We start from the raw sequence: 20,739 nt of genomic DNA, 5'->3' as shown, positions 1-20,739 counted from the left end.
CCGAAGGGGGCGCACGCCAGAGCAAGAGCAAATCCTCCCCAGCCCTCCTTTGTCCAAGGAGGGAGCCTCAAGCGGCCGATCAGTTGCCGCCAGCCCCCCTCACCGGCACCGGCACGTTGCACAGGTCGATGTGCCCGGCCGGGACCTTGTACCAGTCGTCGCGGCGGTTGCGGCGGGCTTCGATGAGTTCGTCGAATAGCGGCGTGTCGGTACGCAGCACTTCCAGCGCGCTGCGTTCGCCCTCGGGCACCTCGGAGGCCAGGCGGATGGCGCGGATCGGGGTGCGCTGCGCCGGGTCCTCGTAGAACCCCAGCGGCCCGGTGCCGCGCGGCAGCACCGACAGGCGCTCGATGCCGTCGATCACGCGGCCGACCAGGGTGATGTTGAGGTCGAGTTGGCGCGGCGACTGGCCAATGACGACGTAGAGCTCGGTGCCGTTGCTGGAGTCGGCGGTGATGTCGCGGCCGGCGCCGACCATGCCGTAGCAGTGCGCCAGCCAGGCGGTCCCCGCGCGCGGATGGCGCGCGGCCGGGAAGCCGTCGACAAAGCCCACCTCCGGTGCCCAGCCGTCGGCATCGGGCAGGCGGTGGAAGTCCAGCCCTTCACTGGATCGCGCGAATTCGGCTGGCAGTTCGGCCCGGGCGCTGCCCAGCGGCCTGCGCGCGGACGCGTCCTGCGCCGGATCGCCCCACTGCACGACGAAGTTGTCCTGCGAGCGGTTGATGCTCATGCCGTCCCAGTAACCCTCGCGCGCCAGGGTGCGTATGTTGCCGACGTGCTCGGGGGCGAAGTCTGGCGCCAGTTCGATCACCACGCGGCCGCTGTCGAGTTCCAGGTAAAGCGTGTCGGCCGGATCGGGCGCGCGCCAGTCGCTCGGGCCGGACGCATCGAGGATTTCCTGCATCGAGCGCGCCTGCACCGGCGCCGTGCTGCCGGCCGCGCTTTGTTCGGAACCAGCCTGACTGGTGGCGCCCTGGGTGGTGGCGCAGCCGGGCAGCAGCATGATCGGCATCATGATCGAGACCAGCAGGACGGACGGCAGCAGCGATGGCTGGGACATTGAAGGGCGCTCCACGAGAGGTGCGCCCGATTGTGCCCAGCGCCGGCCGCCACGGCCAGCGGCCGCCGGTCAGTGGTGCTTGCGATCGTCGCGACCAGAGCCCAATTGCTTGCCGCCGCCGTCCTGCTTGTTGACCGTCGCCCAGGCGATGCGCTCGGCATCGTCCTTGGAACGGCCCTGCTCGAGTTCGCTGTCCTCGATGTGCTCGGCCTTGCGCTTCTGCTTGTCGGTGTATGCGGATTTCTCGCCACGGGGCATGGGGGCTCCTCCAGGCGTCGCGAAGGGGGGCGGCGCGGGTTCGTATTAACGCGCAGCGGGTTAAGCCGACGGCAAGACGCCAACGTCGCCCGGCAGAGCGTGGAGGCCGGGGGGCGGGTCAGCGGTCGGGTACAATGCCGCGCGGCCCCGTGCAGCTTGCGGCCGCCATTCATCTTTTCCGGTTCCCATCTCCCGTGTCCACGCCACCCTAGCGTCGCTTCATCACTGCGCGCGTGCCTCGATCAAGGCGCGGGGTCTTGTATGGCTTTTTTCGCCTGGTCCATCGCCGGGCGTCGGGAAAATTCTTTTTGGACATCACATCTCATCTGCGCCGCGACTGGCTCGGAAACATCCGCGGCGACGTGCTCGCCGGCCTCGTCGTCGCCCTGGCGCTGATTCCGGAGGCGATCGCGTTCTCGATCATCGCCGGGGTCGATCCCAAGGTCGGCCTCTACGCCTCGTTCTGCATCGCGGTGGTCATCGCCTTCACCGGCGGCCGGCCCGGCATGATCTCGGCTGCCACCGGCGCGATGGCGCTGCTGATGGTCACGCTGGTGCGCGATCACGGTTTGCAGTACCTGCTCGCCGCGACCCTGCTGACCGGCGTGCTGCAGATCCTCGCCGGCGTGTTCAAGCTCGCCACGCTGATGCGCTTCGTCTCGCGTTCGGTCATCACCGGTTTCGTGAACGCCCTGGCGATACTGATCTTCATGGCGCAATTGCCGGAACTGACCGGGATGCCCTGGACGGTGTACGCGATGACCGCCGCCGGGCTCGGCATCATCTATCTGTTCCCGTACCTGACCCGCACGATTCCCTCGCCGCTGGTCGCGATCGTGGTGCTGACCGTGCTGGCGCTGCTGCTCAACCTCGACATCCGCACCGTCGGCGACATGGGCGAGCTGCCCGACAGCCTGCCGGTGTTCCTGCTGCCGGACGTGCCGCTTAACCTGGAGACGCTGTGGATCATCCTGCCGGTGGCCGCGACGCTGGCGGTGGTCGGCCTGCTGGAGTCGCAACTGACCGCGCAGATCGTCGACGACCTCACAGACACGCCCAGCGACAAGAACCGCGAGTCGACCGGCCAGGGCATCGCCAACATCGCCTCGGGTTTCGTCGGCGGCATGGCCGGCTGCGCGATGATCGGGCAGTCGGTGATCAACGTGAAGTCCGGCGGCCGCGGGCGGTTGTCGACGCTGGTGGCCGGTGTGGTGCTGCTGGTGCTGGTGGTTTTCGCTGCCGAGTGGGTCAGGGTGATCCCGATGGCGGCCCTGGTCGCGGTGATGATCATGGTCGCGATCGGCACCTTCAGCTGGGCCTCGGTGCGCGACCTGCGCACCCACCCGAAGTCCTCGAGCATGGTGATGATCGCCACGGTCATCGTCACCGTGTTCACCCATGACCTGGCCAAGGGCGTGCTGACCGGCGTGCTGCTGTCGGCGCTGTTCTTCGCGCGCAAGGTCGGGCGCGTGCTGCACGTGGGCTCGGCCGCCGCCGAAGAGGGTGCGGCGCGGCACTACACGGTCATCGGGCAGGTGTTCTTCGCCTCGGCGGAGAGCTTCATCGCCGCGTTCGATTTCAAGGAAGTACTGCAGCGGGTGCGGATCGATGTCGGCCGCGCGCACTTCTGGGACCTGAGCGCGGTCGGTGCGCTCGACAAGGTGGTGTTGAAGTTCCGCCGCGAGGGCACCGAAGTCGAACTGGTCGGCATGGACGAGGCGAGCACGACCCTGGTCGACCGGCTCGGCGTGCACGACAAACCCGACGCGGTCGAACGCCTGTCCGGGCACTGAGACTTGAGGAGCTATGCGATGAATACGTCCCTGATCCACACCGAAGGCTGCGTACTGGCCGCCGTCGATCGCTCGATCTACACCGAGAGCGTGGCCTGCCACGCCGCATGGGCGGCTTCGCGGCTGGGCGCGCCGCTGCAGTTCGTGCATGTGCTCGACCGTCATCCGGAAACCACGCCGACCGCGGACTACAGCGGCAACCTCAAGCTCGGCGAGAAGGAGGAGTTGCTGCACGAACTGGCCAGCCTGGACGAGCGCCGCAGCACGATCGCGCAGGAGCAGGGGCGTCTGCTGCTGCAGGAGGTCAAGCGCATGGCCGGCGAGGCCGGCGCGACCGAGATCGACGCCCGCCAGCGCCACGGTGGGCTGGTCGACACGTTGACCGAGCTGGAGGCGGACGTGCGGCTGTTCGTGCTCGGCAAGCGCGGCGAACACGCGGACTTTGCGAAAGGGCACCTGGGCGGGAACCTGGAGCGCACGGTGCGCGCGGTGCACCGGCCGCTGCTGGTGGTCTCGCGCGCATTCAAACCAATCGACCGCGTGCTGGTCGCGTTCGACGGCAGCGCGACCACGCGCAAGGGCGTGGAGATGGTCGCTGCGAGCCCCCTGTTCCGCGGGCTGCAGGTGCATCTGGTGATGGTCGGGGCCGAAAGCACGCAGGCCAGCGCTCAGCTGCAGGAAGCCGAAGGTGTCCTGTCGCAGGCGGGATTCGACGTGTGCAGCGCACTGATCGCCGGCGAGCCGGAAACCGTGATCGGCGCCTACGTGCGCGAACACGCGATCGGCGTGCTGGTCATGGGCGCCTACGGCCACTCGCGCATCCGCCAGCTGATCGTCGGCAGCACCACCACGGCGATGCTGCGCGAGTGCCAGATTCCGGTGCTGCTGTTGCGCTGACTTTACCGATCCGCTGCAGGAGCGGCTTCAGCCGCGAGTTGTTGCCCTCGTCGGATAGAACCCAAAGGCACTGACACGGATCAGGACAAAAAAGGCAGATCAGAGCGGACAAATATCCAGAAAAGCTCTATGCGCTCTGATCCGCGCCTTTTTAGCTCTGATCCGCGTCAAGGATTTTCCGCCACACCGCAGCCCGATCGCGGCTAAAGCCGCTCCTACAGGGGCAGAGCCGCGCAGCGAGAGATTCCGGGCGGAGGGCAGGTGCGACGCTTCAGTCGGCGTAGCGCGCGATGAAGTCGCGCACCTGCGGGTACACCTGCTCGCGCCAGCGGCGGCCGCTGAAGATGCCATAGTGTCCGGCGCCGTGGACCTCCAGGTGCTGCTGGTCCTGCTCGGCGATGCCGGTGCACAGCTTGTGCGCGGCGCGGGTCTGGCCCTGGCCGGAGATGTCGTCGAGCTCGCCCTCGATGGTCAGCAGCGCGGTGCCCTTGATCGCACCGGGGTCGACGCGCTCGCCATCGATCTCCCACAGGCCCCGCGGCAGCAGGTGCTGCTGGAACACCACGCGGATCGTGTCGAGGTAGTACTCGGCCGGCATGTCGAGCACGGCGTTGTATTCATCGTAGAACCGGCGGTGCGACTCGGCGTCTTCCAGGTCGCCCTTCAGCAGGTCCTGATAGAATTCCCAGTGCGATTGCGCATGGCGCTCGGGGTTCATCGCCATGAAGCCGCCGTGCTGCAGGAAGCCCGGGTACACCCGACGGCCGTGGCCGGGGTAGTTCGCCGGCACGTGGTGGATGACGTTGTGCTCGAACCACCACAGCGGCCGCTGCACCGCCAGGTCGTTGACCTGCGTGGGGCTTTCGCGGGTGTCGATCGGCCCGCCCATCATCACCAGCGAGCGCGGCGTGGGCTCGCCACGCGCGGCCATCAGCGACACCGCCGCGAGCACCGGCACGGTCGGCTGGCACACGCTGATCACGTGCAGGTTTTCGGCACCGATGGCGCGGATGAAATCCTGGATGTAGCCGACGTAGTCGTCCAGCGAGAACGTGCCGTCGCCGGCCGGCACCATGCGTGCGTCGGTCCAGTCGGTGATGTAGACCTTGTGGTCGCGCAGCAACGTGCGCACGGTGTCGCGCAGCAGCGTGCTGTGGTGGCCCGACAGCGGTGCGACCACCAGCACCGGCGGATCGTCCTTGAGCTCGGCGATGTTGCCGGCGTCGTCGGCATAGCGCTTGAAGCGCAGCAGGCGGCAGAACGGCTTGCGCAGCATCTCGCGTTCGATCACCGGGTAAACCTGGCCGTCGATGTCGAGCGAGTGGATGCCGAACTCGGGCTTCTCGTAGTCCTTGCCGATGCGGTACATCAACTCGTAGCCGGCGGCCAGGCGCGAGGCCCCGGGCAGGGTCGACAGCCAGCTGCCGGAGGCGCCGAACATCTTGGCACTGGCGTCGGCCCAGTAAGTCATCGGCGCCATCCATGCGCGGCCGAGTTCGTGCATCTGGTAGAGCATCATTCCCCGTTCCCCTGTTGACGGATCATGTTGCGGTGCAGCGTAGCGGATCGGGATGGCCGAAACGTGAACCGGATCGGCCTTTGTCAAAACGGCTCTCAGCCGCGCTCTGTGCACCGTCTCCGTGCTCGTGAGATCGGGATCGGGAGCGCTCCTGCATTCGGATGGGGGCGATTTTCGCGATCTGAACGAAAGGCTCGCGGCTAAGAGCCGCTCCTACAAAGGCGACGTGCTGTTGTAGGAGCGGGCCATGCCCGCGACCGGCAGCCGTAGTCGAGCGATCGCGGCCATGGGGCGCTCCTACAGGCGGTCGGGGATTTCCAGCGTGGCGGCGCCTTCGCGTAGGGCCGGCGCCAGCCACAGGTGGGAGCCCAGCGGCGTGAGGCCGACGGCCTCGAAGCGCTGCCGGTAAAAGCGCGCCGGGCGGCGCCTGAAGCCGTGGGTGTCGCCGTCGATGCCGTCCTCGCGCGTGAACGTTTCCAGGAACGCGACCCCGCCGCACAGCTCGGCCAGCGCCGCCAGACCACGGTCGAGTTCACGCGTTTCGAGGTAATGCAGCACGTCGCTGCAGATCAGCAGGTCGGCCGGCGGGCACGGCCGCAGGTGCTGGAAGTCACCGAAACGCGCGTGATGCAGGTTGCGGCGCGCACCGAAGCGGCCGATCGCGTACTCGCTGCTGTCGAATCCCAGGTACTGGGCCTTCGGCCGCAGTTTCAGCAGCGGCGCGCGCCACGCGCCTTCGCCGCAACCGATGTCGAGCACGCTGCGTAGCGGCCGTTCCAGGTGGTACTCGGCGGTGGCGACCGCCAGTGCGACCTTGCGCGACAGCCGCGCGCGGCCGCCGATCGCCTGCGCCTTCAGCGCGGGATCGCGATACCAGCGTTCGAAGTAGGTGGCGTCGTAGTGTTTGGTCATTGAGGGGTAGACGGAAAAACGGAAAACGGAAAACGGGAAAGCCCGGGACCCGAAGCCGACCGTGCGCCATGCGATGCTATCGCGCCATTGCTGCCGAATTGTCCGAGGAACCTGCCGAATGAACGTTTACGTCTGGACCATCACCCTGCACCTGGTGTTCGTGATCGGCGGCCTGGCGGCGGCGTTCTACCTGCCGCGCATCCTGGTCAATCTGGCCGAGGCCGGCGAGGACCCGGCGGTGCGGGCGCGGCTGGTGCTGATGGGGCGGCGGCTGTATCGCTTCGGCCACGTGATGTTCGGCCTGGCGATCGCGCTCGGGCTGGTGCTGTGGCTGCATTTCGGCGTGGTCGGCGGCTGGCTGCACGCCAAGCTGGCGCTGGTGGTGCTGCTGCTGGCTCACTACGTCGTCGCCGGGCGCTGGTTGAAAGGCGTGGACGCCGGACGCGCACTGCCGTCGGCCAAGGCGCTGCGCTGGTTCAACGAACTGCCGGTGCTGCTGCTGGTGGCGATCGTGTGGCTGGTGCTGGGCAAGCCGTTCTGACGCATTCCTGCTTCGTGGCTGGGGCACGGAACGTGGCTCGGCTCCGGGGATGCCAGTGAGAAGAGCGGAGAACGAAACGCCAGAGCAAATCTCCCCTGGCCCCTCTTTTCCAAAGAGGGGGACCACAGCAGCTTCCGTGCTGTCAGTCGGCGATGAACTCGGCCGGGGCCGGCAGTTCCACCGGTACGCCGTTCGTGTCGCACAGGTCCCTGGCACATAGCGCTTGGCGCAGGTGCGGGGTTGCCTGCAGCATGAAATGGAATACCGCGCTCTGCTCGACGCTGCCACGCACCGCGTCGCTGCCGGGGCCGCGTGCCCAGATGCCGACATCGTCGCCACCGTGCGATTCGCTGGCCAGCGGGACCAGCGCTTCCTGCAGGTAGTCCGGATGCTGGGTGTCGACCTCGCGCAGGTCGGGACGCCCGGTCTGGCCCGGGGCAGGTTCGACGTGGCCCGGGCCATTGCCGTAGCTCAGCGTGGTGTAGGGCAGGCCGTCCGCGTCCCGGGTCAGTTCTGCCTCCGCACCGGGCCGGGCGGGGGCTTCGCGCACCAGGCCGAGGATCGGGTTGCCGCGTTGCGGATAGCCGGCGAAGCCCAGGGTGTGCGAATGGTCGGCGGTGACCACGATCAGGGTGTCGTCGGCGGAGGTCAGCTGATTGGCGAGCGCCACCGCTTCGCTCATCGCGATCGTGTCGTCCAGTGCCCGGTAGGCGTTGCTGGCGTGGTGGGCGTGGTCGATGCGGCCGGCTTCGACCAGCAGCAGGTAGCCGTCTTCGTCGCGCTGCAGGCGCTCGATCGCGGCGCGGGTCATCTCGGCCAGGCTCGGTTCGCCGGCCGCGTCGCGCGGGCGGTCGTGCTCGTACTGCATGTGCGAGGGCTCGAACAGCCCCAGCAGCGGTGCGTGGGCCGGCGCGTCGGCCAGTTGCGCGACGTTCCACACGTAGGCGCCGTCGGGATGGGCCTGCCGCCAGCGGGCGACCAGGTCGCGGCCGTCGCGGCGGCGGCCGGTCAGGGCGGGATATTCGGGATCGGCCTGGGCGGCGGTCGTGAAGTTGCTCCGGCCGCCGCCCAGCAGCACCTCCGGCCCGTGCCCGAACGGGGTTTCGATGAGCTGGCGGGCGATGTCGATGCAGCCGGCGCGCTTGGCCGCGGCCGGCAGGTCGGCATCGCTTTCCCAGCCGCGGTCGGCCACGCGGGCGAAGGTGGCCGCCGGGGTGGCGTGGGTGAGGCGCGCGGTACTGACCACGCCGGTGGCCATGCCGGCTTCGGCGGCGAGTTCCCACAGCGACAGTAGCGGTACCTGCTGCGCGCCGGCACAGTCGCCGTGCAGGGCTGACGGGCCGACGTTGACCACGCCGCTGCGGGTCTTCACTCCCGTCGCCATCGCGGTCATCGTGCCGGCCGAGTCGGGGGTCTGGGTGTCGGTGTTGTAGGTCCTGGCCAGCGCGGTGGCAGGGTAGTGCTCCCAGCCCAGGCGGTGCTCTTCGCCGGTTCCACCGCGGTTCTGGCCATCGAGGATGCGCGCGGCGGAGACCGTGGTCAGGCTCATGCCGTCGCCGACGAACAGGATCACGTTCTTCGCGCGGCCGCTCATCGCGCCCCGCGCGGCCGCCTGCGCGGCGCCGTCGCGGAACCACCACGCGGCGGTTTCGCCGTCGGGGCGGGTGATCGGGGGCACGGTGACCACGATTGCGCTGGCGGGCGCGGCGCTGGCAAGCGGCGCCGCGCCCACCTGATCGGGCCGGGACGGCGGCGCGCCGGCGCAGGCGCCGGCCAGTACGGTGGCGGCGAGGGCGAGACACGCGGCGCGCGGTGGGAGCATCGGCAGGAACCTGGCGGAAAACCCGATTATGCCGCGCGACTGTTGCCGCTGTGGGATGGTGTGGCGCGTGCGTGCACTCGCCGCTGGCCGGTGCCTCCGCTAAGGTGCTGATCCGATACTCACCATGCAAGCGGCCGGCCCGGGCCGACGAAGGTTCGCCGATGAGACTGGTCCACGCCTGGCTCCGCATCCCGTTCTGGCAGCGCGTGCTGGCCGGCTTCGTGCTGGGCGCGCTGGCGGGTTGGGCGTTCGGCCCGGCGGCGGAGACTTGGTTCGGCCCGCTCGGCACGCTGTACGTCACCCTGATCAAGATGATCGCGGTGCCGTTGGTGTTCTTTGCGGTGATGAACGCGGTCGCCTCGCTGCACGGGCAGAAATCGGTGGCCCTGCTCGGCGGGCGCACGTTCCTGTGGTTCGCGGTCACCGCCGCGCTGGCGGTCTGCATCGGACTGGGCGTGGGTTGGGTGCTGCAGCCCGGCATCGGCGTGGCCGGGCTGAGCATGGCGCCGGACTACACCGTGCGCGAACTGCCCTCGCCGGTGCAGGTGCTGCTCGACGTGGTCCCGGGTAACCCGTTCCGGGCGCTGAGCGAGGGCAAGATCCTGCAGGTGATCGTGTTCGCCGGCCTGGTCGGGTTCGCGCTGGTGAAACTCGGTGAGAAGACCACCGGTATCCGCCGGCTGGTGGGCGAGGCCAGCGACGTGATGATCCAGGTGACCCGCTTCGTACTCGAGGTGACCCCGCTGGGTACCTTCGGCCTGATTGCCGCGCTGGTCGGCGCCTACGGGTTCGAGAAGCTGCTGCCGCTGGGCAATTTCGTGTTTGCGCTGTACCTGGCCTGCGCGCTGCACATCGTGCTGACGTACGGCGGCCTGCTGCTGGCGCATGGGCTCAACCCGCTGCGGTTCTTCCGCGGCGCCGCGCCGGGCATGCAGGTGGCGTTCGCCAGTTCGTCGAGTTTCGCCTCGCTGCCGGTCGCGCTGCGCTCGGTCACCCACAACCTCGGCGTGGACCGCGACTACGCCGCGTTCGCGGTGCCGCTGGGCGCGAGCATCAAGATGGACGGCTGCGGCGCGATCTACCCGGCGCTGACCTCGATCTTCGTCGCCCAGTATTTCGGTCTGACCCTGGAGCCGACCCAGTACCTGATCATCCTGATCGCCTCGGTGCTCGGCAGCTTCGGCACCGCCGGCGTGCCCGGCACCGCGATCGTGATGGTGACCCTGGTGCTGAGCGCCGCCGGCCTGCCGCTGGAGGGGATTGGTTTCGTGGTCGCGATCGACCGCGTGCTCGACATGATGCGCACCATGACCAACGTCACCGGGCAGATGCTGGTGCCGGTGCTGGTGGCGCGGGAAACCGGGCTGCTCGACAGCGCGGTCTACGACGCGGCGTCGAGCAATGTCGGGGTGACCGAGGGCGACGCGGCCGAATCACGCGAGGCGGTGTCGTGAGTGCCCCGACCGACACGGCCGACGGCTACACGCTGCTCGAACGCTTTCCCGACCGCGACGACTATCGCCGCCTGCGCGTCGCCACCGGCCTGTCGGCCAAGTCGGCCGATGCCGCCGAGCGCGGACTGCGCAACACCTTGTTCGGCGTCAGCGTGCTGCACCACGGGGACGTGATCGGCATGGGCCGGATCATCGGCGACGGCGGATGCTTCTTCCTGGTGGTGGACATCGCGGTCGAGCCGGCCCACCAGAAGCGCGGGCTCGGCAAGCGGATCATGGACGCACTGGATGCGTGGTTGCGCGCCCACGCGCCGGCGTCGGCCAGCGTCTCGCTGTTTGCCGATGGTGATGCCAGGCATTTGTACGCCAGGTACGGATTCGTCGAGACCGGACCGTTCTCGGTGGGCATGGACTACACGATGCGCGAGCGGGTGTGATCGCTACGCACCTCACATCCGCCAGTCACATCCGCGGTTCATAACCGAGAATACTGCCAGCTCAGCATCCGCCCCTCGCGATACGGCATGACGCCGTGGAACGGGCGGGGGTCGGCGTCGAACACCAGCGGCAGGAACTCGCGGTCGCCTTCCCACATCGGCAGCGCGTCGAGCCGGTCCAGCGCGACCCATTCCAGCGTGCCTTCCGGGTTGCAATCCAGTGGCGTGCCGCGGAAGCGAGTGACCACGAAGATGAAACCGAGCCAGTCCTCGCCGTGCTTGCCAAAGCCCGGCCAGCTGATCGTGCCGCGCAGCGACATTGCCTCGCAGGCGATGCCGGCCTCCTCGGATATCTCGCGGCGCATGCCGGCCAGCACGTCCTCGTCGGCCTCGATCTTGCCGCCCAGGCCGTTGTACTTTCCCAGGTGCTGGTCGCCGGGTCGGGCGTTGCGGTGCACCAGCAGCACCTGGCGGCCGTCAGGCGAAAGCACGTATCCCAGGGTGGCGACGATCGGGGTATAGGGCATCGTGCAGGTCCATGGAGGCTGGGCGGCACGCCGAATCGGCGTGAGCGATGCGACAGTGTGGTCAATTGCTCCGATCCCGGCCAGCGAGCCGGTGCCTGGTAGGAGCGGCTTCAGTCTCAATCTGGGGGCAAAAACCTTTGACACGGATCAGAGCGAAAAATGGCGGATAAAGGCAAAAGCCTTCTGTGCAGGGAAAGCTTGAATCGCTTGATCCGCCTTTTTTTCCTGATCCGTGTCAAATGCCCTTGCCTCAATCAAGAGCTCGCGGCTGAAGCCGCTCCTACGAAACTGGGCATCGCCGCGGTCATGCCGTCACCACGCGCAGGTCGGCAGGCTGCTCCATACCACGGCAACAGGAGGTCAACCATGGTCAGCACTCCAGCGCCGGACGGCGAGGCCGGCCAGCAACGCGAGCTGGTGCTGCGCTTCCTGGCCGAGCCAGCCGACGTCAACTACGGCGGCAAGGTGCACGGCGGGGTGGTGATGAAGTGGATCGACCAGGCCGGCTACGCCGCGGCGGTCGGCTGGAGCGGGCAGTACAGCGTGACGGTCGCGGTCGGCGGCATCCGCTTCGTGGCGCCGGTGCGGATCGGCGACCTGGTGACGGTGCGCGCCAAGCTGGTCCACACCGGCACCAGCAGCATGCATTTCGCGGTCGACGTGCTCGCGCGCGATCCGGGCTTCGCACGCGGCAGCGCCGCGCGGGAGCGGCTGTGCACGCATTGCGTAATCGTGTTCGTCGCGCTGGACGAGGTCGAGGGCCGGCCGGTGCCGGTGCCGCCATGGACGCCGGCGAGCGGCGAGGACAAGCGGCTGGCCGAATACGCGATGCAGGTAATGGCGCTCAGCAAGGGCATCGAGCAGACCGTCCAGCGCTATCGCGAGGCCGACAGCGGGCACGGAGAAGCCCAGTAGGGTGGAGCGTCGAGGGCTTGCAGGAGCGGCTTCAGCCGCGATGGTGTCGCCGAGGGCGGACGCATGCGACATCGATTGATGCTGCCATCCTCGTTCGCGACGCGCGCGATTTCCCTCGAGGCAGAAGCGATCGCGGCTGAAGCCGCTCCTACAGTGCCCTGGTCAATTCGCGCTTGCCCGGCCCAGCACCCGTTTGGCGCCGCTGTAGTGGTCGCGCCAGTAGTAGCCATCGAGATGGTCCAGCCGCACCGTGCCGCCGCTGCTGGGCGCATGCACGAAGCGGCCGTCCCCGAGGTAGATGCCGACGTGGCTGACCGTGCCGCCGCTGCCGAAGAACACCAGGTCGGCGGCGGTCAGCTGCCGCGGCGCGATCTTCGGCCCCTGGTAGGCGGCCAGGTCGCGTGAGGTCCGCGGCAGTCGCACATCGAGCATGTCGCGATAGACGTAGTTGACCAGTCCGCTGCAGTCGAACCCGCCCTCGGGACTGTCGCCGCCGTACCGGTAGGGCGTGCCGACCAGGCTGATCGCGCGCATCAGCACCGCGTTGGCCGAGACCGGATCGGCCGGTGCGACTACCGCCCAGTCGGCCGTGGCTGACGGGTTGCCGCGGACCGTGGCATCACGCGCGCCGCCGCCACAGCCGGCAAGCATCACCGAAAGCAGCGCCGCAACGGCGACTCGCAGGAGCCACGTGCTGTGCGCTGGCGCGGACGTGGTGTAGCCGGGATAATGCGCAGCATCGTTCATGGCCGCCAGATTGGCCGTTTGCGCCGCTTGCGGCAAGCCGCTGCGCCGTCACCAGCACGCGACCGCTCCCGCAGGGCCGAGCTTGCCCGGCTGCTCTGCCCGCGAGATGCCGGAGCAGCGGAGCAAGCTCCGCTCTACAGAACCTTTTCCGCTGCCGACGGGCAGCCACAGTCGAGTCCCCGCATGAAAATCGAGAAAGATCGCGTCGTCCGCTTCCACTACTCCGTGTCCGAGCAGGGCCAGGAGACGCTGGAAACCTCCGAAGGCCGCGATCCGATGGCGATCCTGATCGGCCACGGCAACATCATCCCGGGCCTGGAGCAGGCGATGGAAGGCCGCGAGGCCGGCGAGAAGTTCGAGGTCGACGTGGCCGCGGCGGACGCTTATGGCGTGCGGCAGGACGGGCTGACCCAGCGCGTGCCGAAGAAGCATTTCAAGGACGTGCGCCTGCACCCGGGCATGCAGGCGGTGCTGCCGACCAACTTCGGACCGCGCGCGGTGACCATCCTGAAGGTCGGCATGAGCGTGGTCGACGTCGACCTCAACCACCCGATGGCCGGCAAGGACCTGAGCTTCGCGATCGAGCTGGTGGAGGTGCGCGAGGCCAGTGCCGAGGAGATCGAACACGGTCACGTGCACGGTGAGGGCGGCCACCAGCACTAGACGCCTTTGCCCCCTCTCCCGCTTGCGGGAGAGGGTTGGGGTGAGGGCACGCGAATTCCGGTTGCGTCGCTGACTCTGTGGGAGTGGCGATTGCGGTCATGCCAATAACCGGCATGATGGTGTCTTCGAGACGGGGAGGTCCGAAGCAATGAATGCAAGCACGATCCTGATGCCGGTGGCGGCATCGGAGCGCATCGAGGCCATGGACGTCCTGCGCGGGTTCGCGCTGCTGGGCATCCTGCTGATGAACACCGAAGGCCTGTCCGGCCCGTTGTTCGCGTCGCTGAGCGGCCTGGACCCGGCCCTGAGCGGCGCGGACCGCTGGGCCGACGGACTGATTTACCTGTTCGTCCAGGGCAAGTTCTACCCGCTGTTCTCGCTGCTGTTCGGCATGGGCTTCGCGGTGATGATCACGCGCGCCCAGGCGGCCGGCCGCGCGTTCACCGGCCTGTACCTGCGGCGCACCCTCGGCTTGCTGGTGATCGGCGTGGCGCACGCCGCGCTGGTGTGGTCGGGCGACATCCTCACCACCTACGCGCTGCTCGCGTTCGCCTTGCTGCTGTTCCGCGATACGCCGCAATCGCGGTTGCCGAAATGGGGCACCGCGCTGTACCTGCTGCCGCTCGGGCTGATCGGCCTGGTCGGGCTGGTGGGCTCGCTGATGCAACTGGAGCCGAGCGCGGCGGCCGCACTCGACGAGGTCACCGCCGAGCAGGCGCGGGTCATGACCGAGCAGATCGCCGCGCAACGCCAGGCCTACGGTTCGGGCAGCTATCTCGATGCGGTCGCGCAGCGGCTGCAGGATTTCACGGTCGTGCTGGGCAACATCCTGATGATGGGCTGGCAGATCCTGGGGTTGTTCCTGTGGGGCGCCTGGTTCGTGCGCAGCGGCGCGATCGCGCGGCCCCGGGAATTTCCGCGCCTGTACGCGGGCCTGCGCTGGGTGGCGCTGCCGGTCGGGCTGGCAATGACGCTGGTGTCGTTCCGGCTGCTGCCGGTCGACACTTTCGATCGCATGGATCTGCCGTGGGCGGTGGCCAAGGACCTGCACCTGCTCGGCGGCGTGCTGATGGGCCTGGGCTACCTGGCCTGGGTGTTGCGGGCGCTCGATGCGGCGGTGCTGGCGACCGGGTTGCGCCTGCTGGCGCCGGCCGGGCGCATGGCGCTGAGCAACTACCTGCTGCAGTCGATCGTCTGCACGCTGGTTTTCTCCGGCTATGGCCTCGGCTATTTCGAACAATTGTCGCGCGCGTGGCAGGTGCCGTTCGCGCTGGTGTTCTTCGCATTGCAGGTCGTGCTGAGCCACTGGTGGCTGGCCCGGTTCCGCCACGGTCCGGCCGAGTGGGCGTGGCGCAGCTTCACCTACCTGCGCACGCCGCCACTGCGCATCGGAGCGCGCGCCGCCGCTTAGACTGCGCGGATGGAATATCGCGAAGAAGCGGGGCGCGAAGAAGCAGGCCGCGAAGCGTCGGGGCGCGAGGACGTGGTCGTGGTCGGTGCCGGCGTGATCGGCCTGGCGGCGGCGCTGGCGCTGCTGGAGGCCGGCCGCGGCGTGCAGGTGATCGACGCCGGCCGCATCGGCGGCGGCAGTTCGCACGGCAACTGCGGCACGATCACCCCGAGCCATGCCCCACCGCTGGCGGCACCCGGCATGGTCGGCCGCGCGCTGCGCTGGATGCTGACGCCGGATGCGCCGCTGTACGTCCAGCCGCGGCTCGATCCCGGCCTGTGGCGCTGGCTGCTGCGCTTTGCCGCGCGCTGCAACACGCGCGACTGGCGGACCAGCGCGGTGGCCAAATCGGCGCTGCTCAACGATTCGCGCATCCGGCTGGGCGACTGGGTCGAGCGCCATGGGCTGGACTGCGAGTTCGAGGAATCGGGCCTGGACTACGTGTTCCGCGATGCCCGCGCCTTCGCCCATGGACGCGAGGAAATCGCGATCCTGCGCGAGTTCGGCGTTGCCGTCGAGGCGATCGACGGGGCGGCATACCAGGCCAAGGAGCCGGCGCTGAAGCCAGGCGTGGCTGGCGCGATCCGCTTCGATGGCGACGCCGCGCTGCGACCGGAGCGCTACGTCGCCGAGCTCGCCCGCGCGGTTCGGGCACGAGGCGGCACCATCGTCGAGCAGTGCGCGCTGCAGGACCTGGCCGCCGACCGACACGGTGTCCGGCTGCGCACCTCGCGCGGCACACTGCATGCGCGTGATGCGGTGATCGCGGCCGGCGCGTGGTCGCCGCGCATGGCCGCGGCCATCGGTGTGCCGGCGCTCAGGCACGCGCTGCAGCCCGGCAAGGGTTATTCGATCACCTTCGATCCGCCAGCTCTGGTGCCGAAGCGGCCGCTGGTGCTGCGCGAGCGCACCGTGTGCGTGACCGCATGGGCCAGCGGGTTCCGGCTTGGCAGCACGATGGAATTCTCCGGATTCGACGAGTCGCTCAACGCACGCCGGCTTGCCGCGCTCGAGCGCAGTGCCGCCGAATACCTGCACCAGCCGGGCGGCCCGGAGCGGCGCGAGCAGTGGTTCGGCTGGCGACCGATGAGTTGCGACGACATCCCGGTGATCGGCCGGGTGCCGCACCAGCCGCACCTGTGGTTGGCCACCGGCCACGGCATGATGGGCGTGAGCATGAGCGCCGGCACCGGCCAGCTGGTGGCGGACCTGGTGACGGGGCGCGCGCCGGCGATCGATCCAACGCCGTATCGGGTGGAGCGGTTTGGTTGAACGGCGGTTTTGAAAACAGAAAACGGAAAACGGAAAACAGGAAACGGAAAACAGGAAATGAGCCAGGACTTCGACCTCATCGTGATCGGCGGCGGCTCCGGCGGGCTGGCCGGCGCGTTCCGCGCGGCGGCGCACGGCGCGCGCGTGGTGTTGCTGGAGCCGGCGGCGCTCGGCGGCACCTGCGTCAATGCCGGCTGCGTGCCGAAAAAGGCGATGTGGCTGGCGGCGGAGGTCGCGCGCAAGCTGACCATGGCCGGCTCGCTTGGCTTCTCCACCGATCACTGCGCGTTGGACTGGCCGACCTTCATTGCACACCGGCAGCGCTACATCAGCAGCATTCACGGCAGTTACCGCAGGCGCCTGGACGCAGCCGGCATCGCGCTGTTGCCGTTGCGTGCGAAGTTGCTGGATCCGTGCACGGTCGCATGCGAGGACGGCACGCGGTTGAGCGCAGCGCGCATCCTGATCGCCACCGGCGGCCATCCGGTCAAGCCGGGCATTCCCGGCGCCGAGCTGGGCGGCGTGTCGGATGACTTCTTCCAGTGGACCGCGCCGCCGCGTCGGCTGGCGCTGGTCGGCGGCGGCTATGTCGCGGTGGAACTGGCCGGCGTGCTGCAGGCGCTCGGCAGCCGGGTGGAGCTTTTCGTGCGCGGGCCGCGGCTGATGGAGAGCTTCGATCACGAGCTCACCGAGCAATTGGCCGAGGATTACCGCCAGGCCGGCGTGCACCTGCACTTTGGCCGCGCGATCGCGGCGGTCGAGCCGGACGACGGGGGTGTGTGCGTGCGCGACGCGCAGGGCCAGGCCAGCGGGCGTTTCGATGCGCTGCTGTTCGCCACCGGCCGGCGCGCCAACACCGCGCGCCTGGGGCTGGAGGCGGCCGGTGTGGCGACCGACGGGCACGGCCGCATCCAGATCGATGATGGCCACGCGACCAACGTCGAGGGCGTCTTCGCAGTCGGCGATGTCAGCACTGACCTGCCGCTGACCCCGGTGGCGATCGCGGCGGCGCGGCGGCTGATGGACCGGCTGTACGGCGGCATCGATGAGCGACTGGACCCACGCGACATTCCGACGGTGGTGTTCTCGCATCCGCCGATTGGCCGGATCGGGCTGACCGAGGACGAGGCACGCGAGCGCCATGGCGATGACGTCCACGTCTACCGCAGCGGCTTCCGGCCGATGCTGCATGCGTTGGCCGAGTCCGAGCAGCGCAGCCTGTTCAAGCTGGTGTGCGTTGGTGCGCAGCGCCGCGTGGTCGGCATCCACCTGCTGGGCGACGCGGCCGACGAGATCCTGCAGGGTTTCGCGGTGGCGCTGAAGCTCGGCGTTACCTTGCGCGATCTACGCAACACGGTGGCGATCCATCCGACCAGCGCCGAGGAACTGGTGTTGATGCGCTAGAGGCATGCACCTTCACTGTAGGAGCGGCTTCAGCCGCGATCGGATACATGTGTGGCCTGCGCCGGTTCCGGATCGCGGCTGAAGCCGCTCCTACAACCGGCGGCGGTCGCGGTGGGAGCCAGGGCCGCGGGTGCGACAATCGCCGCATGGACATCTGCACGCTGCACCGCGGCACCGCGCCGCTGTTAGTCAGCCTGCCGCACGACGGCAGCTTGATTCCCGATGCGATCGCTACGCGCATGGCCGATTCGGCGCGCGCCGCGCCCGATACCGACTGGCACGTGGCCCGGCTGTACGCATTCGCGCGCGAGCTGGGCGCCTCCATCCTGGTGCCGCGCTATTCGCGCTACGTCGTCGACCTCAACCGGCCGCCCGACGACACCTCGCTGTACCCGGGGCAGAACACCACCGGGTTGTGCCCGGCGCGGCAGTTCTGTGGCGAGCCGGTGTACCGCGACGGGCAGGCGCCGCCGGCCGATGAGATCGACCGGCGCGTGGCGCAATACTGGCGGCCGTACCACCAGGCACTGCGCAACGAGCTCGATCGCCTGCACGCGCAGCATGGCCGCGCGGTGTTGTGGGAAGGCCACTCGATCAAAGGTAGCGAACTGGCGTTCCTGTTCGAGGGACGCCTGCCGGACCTCAATCTCGGCACCGCCGCTGGCAGCAGTTGCGGTGCCGCGTTGCAGGCCCGGCTTGAAGCGGTACTGGGCGCGCAGTCCGCCTACGACTGGGTCGCCAACGGCCGCTTCAAGGGCGGCTACATCACGCGCCACTACGGCCAGCCCGAACGGGGCATCGACGCGGTGCAGCTGGAGATCAGCCAGCGGACCTACATGGACGAGGCGACGTTCGAGTACGACCAGGCGAAAGCCGCGCGGCTGCAGATCATGCTGCGCGAGCTGCTGGCCGCCACGCTCCTGTAGGAGCGGCTTCAGCCGCGAGCTTTTCGGACAGGTCGCGGGAAATGCCGAATGTCGCAAAGCGGGTCCGACGGCCGGGCTCGACCGTCGGTGACCGATTGGTGTTCGCGGCTGAAGCCGCTCCTACAGAACGTAGGGCGGGTTTCAACCCGCCGCGGGAGCACGACGCGATGGCGGGTCGAGACTCGTGCTAAACCTCCAGCGTCGCCAGGTCGCCCTTGTTTTCGAGCCACGCCTTGCGGTCGCCGGCGCGCTTCTTGCCCAGCAGCATGTCCATCAGCGAGCGGGTCTGGTCCTCGTCATCGACGGTCAGCTGCACCAACCGGCGCGTATCCGGGTGAATGGTCGATTCGCGCAGCTGTGACGGGTTCATCTCGCCCAGGCCCTTGAAGCGGGTGACGTTGACCGCGCCGCTCGAGCCTTTCTTGCGCTCGGCCTTCTCGCGCTCGATCTTCTCCAGCAGGATGCGCTTTTCCTCCTCGTCCAGCGCGTACAGCACCTGCTTGCCGACGTCGACGCGGAACAGCGGCGGCATCGCCACGAAGATGTTGCCGGCCGCGACCAGCGCCGGGAAGTGCTTGAGGAACAGCGCGGTCAGCAGGGTGGCGATATGCAGCCCGTCCGAATCGGCGTCGGCCAGAATGATCACCTTGCCGTAGCGCAGCCCGCTGATGTCGTCCTTGCCGGGATCGCAGCCGATCGCCACCGCGAGGTCGTGCACTTCCTGCGATGCCAAGACGCTGCCGGAGGCGACCTCCCAGGTGTTCAGGATCTTGCCGCGCAACGGCAGGATCGCCTGGAAATCCTTGTCGCGCGCCTGCCGCGCGCTGCCGCCGGCCGAGTCGCCCTCGACCAGGAACAGTTCGGTGCGCGACAGGTCCTGGCTGGTGCAGTCGGCGAGCTTGCCGGGCAGGGCGGGGCCTTGGGTGATCTTCTTGCGGGTGATCTGCTTCTCGGTCTTCAGCCGCGCAGATGCGCGCTCGATGGCGAGCTGCGCGATGCGCTCGCCCAGCTCGGTGTGCTGGTTGAGCCACAGCGAGAACGCGTCGTGAGCGGCGCCCTCGACGAAGCCCGCGGCCTGGCGCGAGCTCAGGCGCTCCTTGGTCTGGCCGCTGAACTGCGGGTCGGTCATCTTGATGCTGAGCACGAAGGCGACCCGGTCCCATACATCCTCCGGCGCCAGCTTGACCCCGCGCGGCAGCAGGCTGCGGAAGTCGCAGAACTCCCGCAAGGCATCGGTGAAGCCGGTGCGCAGGCCATTGACGTGGGTGCCGTGCTGCGCGGTAGGGATCAGGTTGACGTAGCTCTCCTGCACCAGTTCACCGTCGGGCACCCAGGCCACCGCCCAGTCGACGGTCTCGGTGTTGAGCTCGCGCCGGCCGACGAACAGCTCCGGCGGCAGCAGCTCGCACCCCTGCAACTCGCCGAGCAGGTAGTCGCGCAGGCCGTCCTCGTAGTACCACTGATGGCTATCGCCGCTGGCGACATCGAGCAGCTTCACCGTCAGCCCGGGGCTCAGCACCGCCTTGGCCCGCAGCAGGTGCTTGAGCGAGCGCAGGTTGAACTTGGCCGTGTCGAAGTAGCCCGGGTCCGGCCAGAACCGCAGCCGGGTGCCGGTGTTCTTTTTGCCGACGCTGCCGACGATGTCCAGTTCGGATACCCGATCGCCGTTGCGGAACTCCATCCGGTACTCGTTGCCGTCGCGCTTGATGAAAAGCTCGACCCGGGTCGACAGCGCGTTGACCACGCTGACGCCGACCCCGTGCAGGCCGCCGGAGAAGGTGTAATTTTTGTTGTTGAACTTGCCGCCTGCGTGCAGCCGGGTCAGGATCAGCTCGACTCCAGGGATGCCCTCATCGGGATGGATGTCGACCGGCATGCCGCGGCCGTCGTCGGACACCTCGCAGCTGCCGTCGGCGTGCAGGGTGACCTCGATGCCGCGCGCGTGCCCGGCCAGCGCCTCATCGACCGCGTTGTCGATCACCTCCTGCGCCAGGTGGTTGGGGCGGGTGGTGTCGGTGTACATGCCGGGGCGGCGTTTGACCGGGTCCAGCCCGGACAGCACTTCGATATCGGCGGCGTTGTAGCGGTTGTTCATCGGCAGGTTTGCAAAAGGCCCGGCACGGCAAGCGGAGCGGCGAGGAT

At 68.6% G+C, this 20,739-nt stretch carries 18 protein-coding genes and 1 pseudogene; 11 read left to right on the top strand and 8 right to left on the bottom strand.

Going from position 1 to position 20,739, the window contains the following annotated elements; all coding sequences use genetic code 11:
• Nucleotides 1-79 precede the first annotated feature (79 nt).
• Together ACJQWM_RS09550 and ACJQWM_RS09545 are read right to left on the bottom strand one after the other, a co-directional pair.
• Nucleotides 80-904: a peptidylprolyl isomerase gene (locus ACJQWM_RS09550; RefSeq protein WP_332704230.1), complete on the bottom strand. Its 825-nt coding sequence runs from the start codon at nt 902-904 to the stop codon at nt 80-82.
• A gap of 234 nt (nt 905-1,138) precedes the next feature.
• A pseudogene (locus ACJQWM_RS09545) lies at nt 1,139-1,318 on the bottom strand (HupB); the annotation flags it as partial.
• 326 nt (nt 1,319-1,644) lie between these two features.
• On the opposite strand from ACJQWM_RS09545, the gene ACJQWM_RS09540 reads away from it, so the two are divergent.
• Nucleotides 1,645-3,111, top strand: a complete 1,467-nt coding sequence (locus ACJQWM_RS09540; protein WP_441004839.1) for a SulP family inorganic anion transporter — start codon at nt 1,645-1,647, stop codon at nt 3,109-3,111.
• 18 nt (nt 3,112-3,129) lie between these two features.
• Nucleotides 3,130-4,008, top strand: a complete 879-nt coding sequence (locus ACJQWM_RS09535; protein WP_332704140.1) for a universal stress protein — start codon at nt 3,130-3,132, stop codon at nt 4,006-4,008.
• A gap of 271 nt (nt 4,009-4,279) precedes the next feature.
• Here the strand turns inward: ACJQWM_RS09535 and ACJQWM_RS09530 are convergent, their stop codons facing one another.
• Together ACJQWM_RS09530 and ACJQWM_RS09525 are read right to left on the bottom strand one after the other, a co-directional pair.
• Entirely contained in the window at nt 4,280-5,524 is a 1,245-nt protein-coding gene (locus ACJQWM_RS09530; RefSeq protein WP_332704234.1) for a polyhydroxyalkanoate depolymerase, read from the bottom strand.
• A gap of 300 nt (nt 5,525-5,824) precedes the next feature.
• On the bottom strand, nt 5,825-6,439 hold the full coding sequence (locus ACJQWM_RS09525; protein WP_332704142.1) for a class I SAM-dependent DNA methyltransferase: 615 nt from the start codon (nt 6,437-6,439) through the stop codon (nt 5,825-5,827).
• A 118-nt stretch (nt 6,440-6,557) separates the two neighbouring features.
• Between ACJQWM_RS09525 and ACJQWM_RS09520 the strand changes: the two genes are divergently transcribed.
• Nucleotides 6,558-6,980, top strand: coding sequence for a CopD family protein (locus ACJQWM_RS09520; protein WP_332704144.1), 423 nt, complete (start codon nt 6,558-6,560; stop codon nt 6,978-6,980).
• Between the two features lie 142 nt (nt 6,981-7,122).
• Here ACJQWM_RS09520 and ACJQWM_RS09515 read toward each other — a convergent pair whose 3' ends face one another.
• A complete protein-coding gene (locus ACJQWM_RS09515) occupies nt 7,123-8,802 on the bottom strand; it encodes an alkaline phosphatase family protein (RefSeq protein ID WP_332704146.1) in 1,680 nt (559 codons plus the stop codon).
• Nucleotides 8,803-8,963: 161 nt separating this feature from the next.
• Between ACJQWM_RS09515 and ACJQWM_RS09510 the strand changes: the two genes are divergently transcribed.
• Both ACJQWM_RS09510 and ACJQWM_RS09505 read left to right on the top strand, forming a co-directional pair.
• Nucleotides 8,964-10,256, top strand: coding sequence for a dicarboxylate/amino acid:cation symporter (locus tag ACJQWM_RS09510; RefSeq protein WP_332704148.1), 1,293 nt, complete (start codon nt 8,964-8,966; stop codon nt 10,254-10,256).
• Complete coding sequence (locus ACJQWM_RS09505) at nt 10,253-10,693, top strand: GNAT family N-acetyltransferase (protein WP_332704150.1); 441 nt, start codon at nt 10,253-10,255, stop codon at nt 10,691-10,693. The genes ACJQWM_RS09510 and ACJQWM_RS09505 overlap by 4 nt, the downstream gene beginning before the upstream one ends.
• A gap of 38 nt (nt 10,694-10,731) precedes the next feature.
• On the opposite strand, the gene ACJQWM_RS09500 is transcribed toward ACJQWM_RS09505, so the two are convergent.
• Nucleotides 10,732-11,220: an NUDIX hydrolase gene (locus ACJQWM_RS09500; RefSeq protein ID WP_332704152.1), complete on the bottom strand. Its 489-nt coding sequence runs from the start codon at nt 11,218-11,220 to the stop codon at nt 10,732-10,734.
• A 366-nt stretch (nt 11,221-11,586) separates the two neighbouring features.
• Here ACJQWM_RS09500 and ACJQWM_RS09495 point away from each other — a divergent pair, with 366 nt between their 5' ends.
• Nucleotides 11,587-12,135, top strand: a complete 549-nt coding sequence (locus tag ACJQWM_RS09495) for an acyl-CoA thioesterase (RefSeq protein WP_332704153.1) — start codon at nt 11,587-11,589, stop codon at nt 12,133-12,135.
• Between the two features lie 162 nt (nt 12,136-12,297).
• On the opposite strand, the gene ACJQWM_RS09490 is transcribed toward ACJQWM_RS09495, so the two are convergent.
• Nucleotides 12,298-12,882 carry a C40 family peptidase gene (locus tag ACJQWM_RS09490; protein WP_411306785.1) on the bottom strand — a complete coding sequence of 195 codons (585 nt, stop codon included), beginning with the start codon at nt 12,880-12,882 and terminating at the stop codon, nt 12,298-12,300.
• 183 nt (nt 12,883-13,065) lie between these two features.
• On the opposite strand from ACJQWM_RS09490, the gene ACJQWM_RS09485 reads away from it, so the two are divergent.
• From ACJQWM_RS09485 to hutG, 5 genes are all read left to right on the top strand, one after another.
• Nucleotides 13,066-13,545: an FKBP-type peptidyl-prolyl cis-trans isomerase gene (locus ACJQWM_RS09485; RefSeq protein ID WP_332704155.1), complete on the top strand. Its 480-nt coding sequence runs from the start codon at nt 13,066-13,068 to the stop codon at nt 13,543-13,545.
• A 148-nt stretch (nt 13,546-13,693) separates the two neighbouring features.
• A complete protein-coding gene (locus tag ACJQWM_RS09480) occupies nt 13,694-14,956 on the top strand; it encodes a DUF418 domain-containing protein (RefSeq protein ID WP_332704157.1) in 1,263 nt (420 codons plus the stop codon).
• 9 nt (nt 14,957-14,965) lie between these two features.
• Nucleotides 14,966-16,267, top strand: a complete 1,302-nt coding sequence (locus ACJQWM_RS09475; RefSeq protein ID WP_332704159.1) for an NAD(P)/FAD-dependent oxidoreductase — start codon at nt 14,966-14,968, stop codon at nt 16,265-16,267.
• Between the two features lie 57 nt (nt 16,268-16,324).
• Nucleotides 16,325-17,671 (top strand): glutathione-disulfide reductase, encoded by a 1,347-nt coding sequence (gorA, locus tag ACJQWM_RS09470; protein WP_332704161.1) that lies wholly within the window; start codon nt 16,325-16,327, stop codon nt 17,669-17,671.
• 146 nt (nt 17,672-17,817) lie between these two features.
• On the top strand, nt 17,818-18,597 hold the full coding sequence (gene hutG, locus ACJQWM_RS09465; protein ID WP_332704163.1) for an N-formylglutamate deformylase: 780 nt from the start codon (nt 17,818-17,820) through the stop codon (nt 18,595-18,597).
• A gap of 187 nt (nt 18,598-18,784) precedes the next feature.
• On the opposite strand, the gene parE is transcribed toward hutG, so the two are convergent.
• Nucleotides 18,785-20,692, bottom strand: a complete 1,908-nt coding sequence (parE, locus tag ACJQWM_RS09460) for a DNA topoisomerase IV subunit B (protein WP_332704165.1) — start codon at nt 20,690-20,692, stop codon at nt 18,785-18,787.
• Nucleotides 20,693-20,739 lie beyond the last annotated feature (47 nt).

The organism is Novilysobacter longmucuonensis (genome assembly GCF_046600735.1).
Classification (GTDB): domain Bacteria; phylum Pseudomonadota; class Gammaproteobacteria; order Xanthomonadales; family Xanthomonadaceae; genus Novilysobacter_A; species Novilysobacter_A longmucuonensis.
Note: the sequence above shows the minus strand (reverse complement) of the source record. Positions and strands in the feature narration are given on the sequence as shown.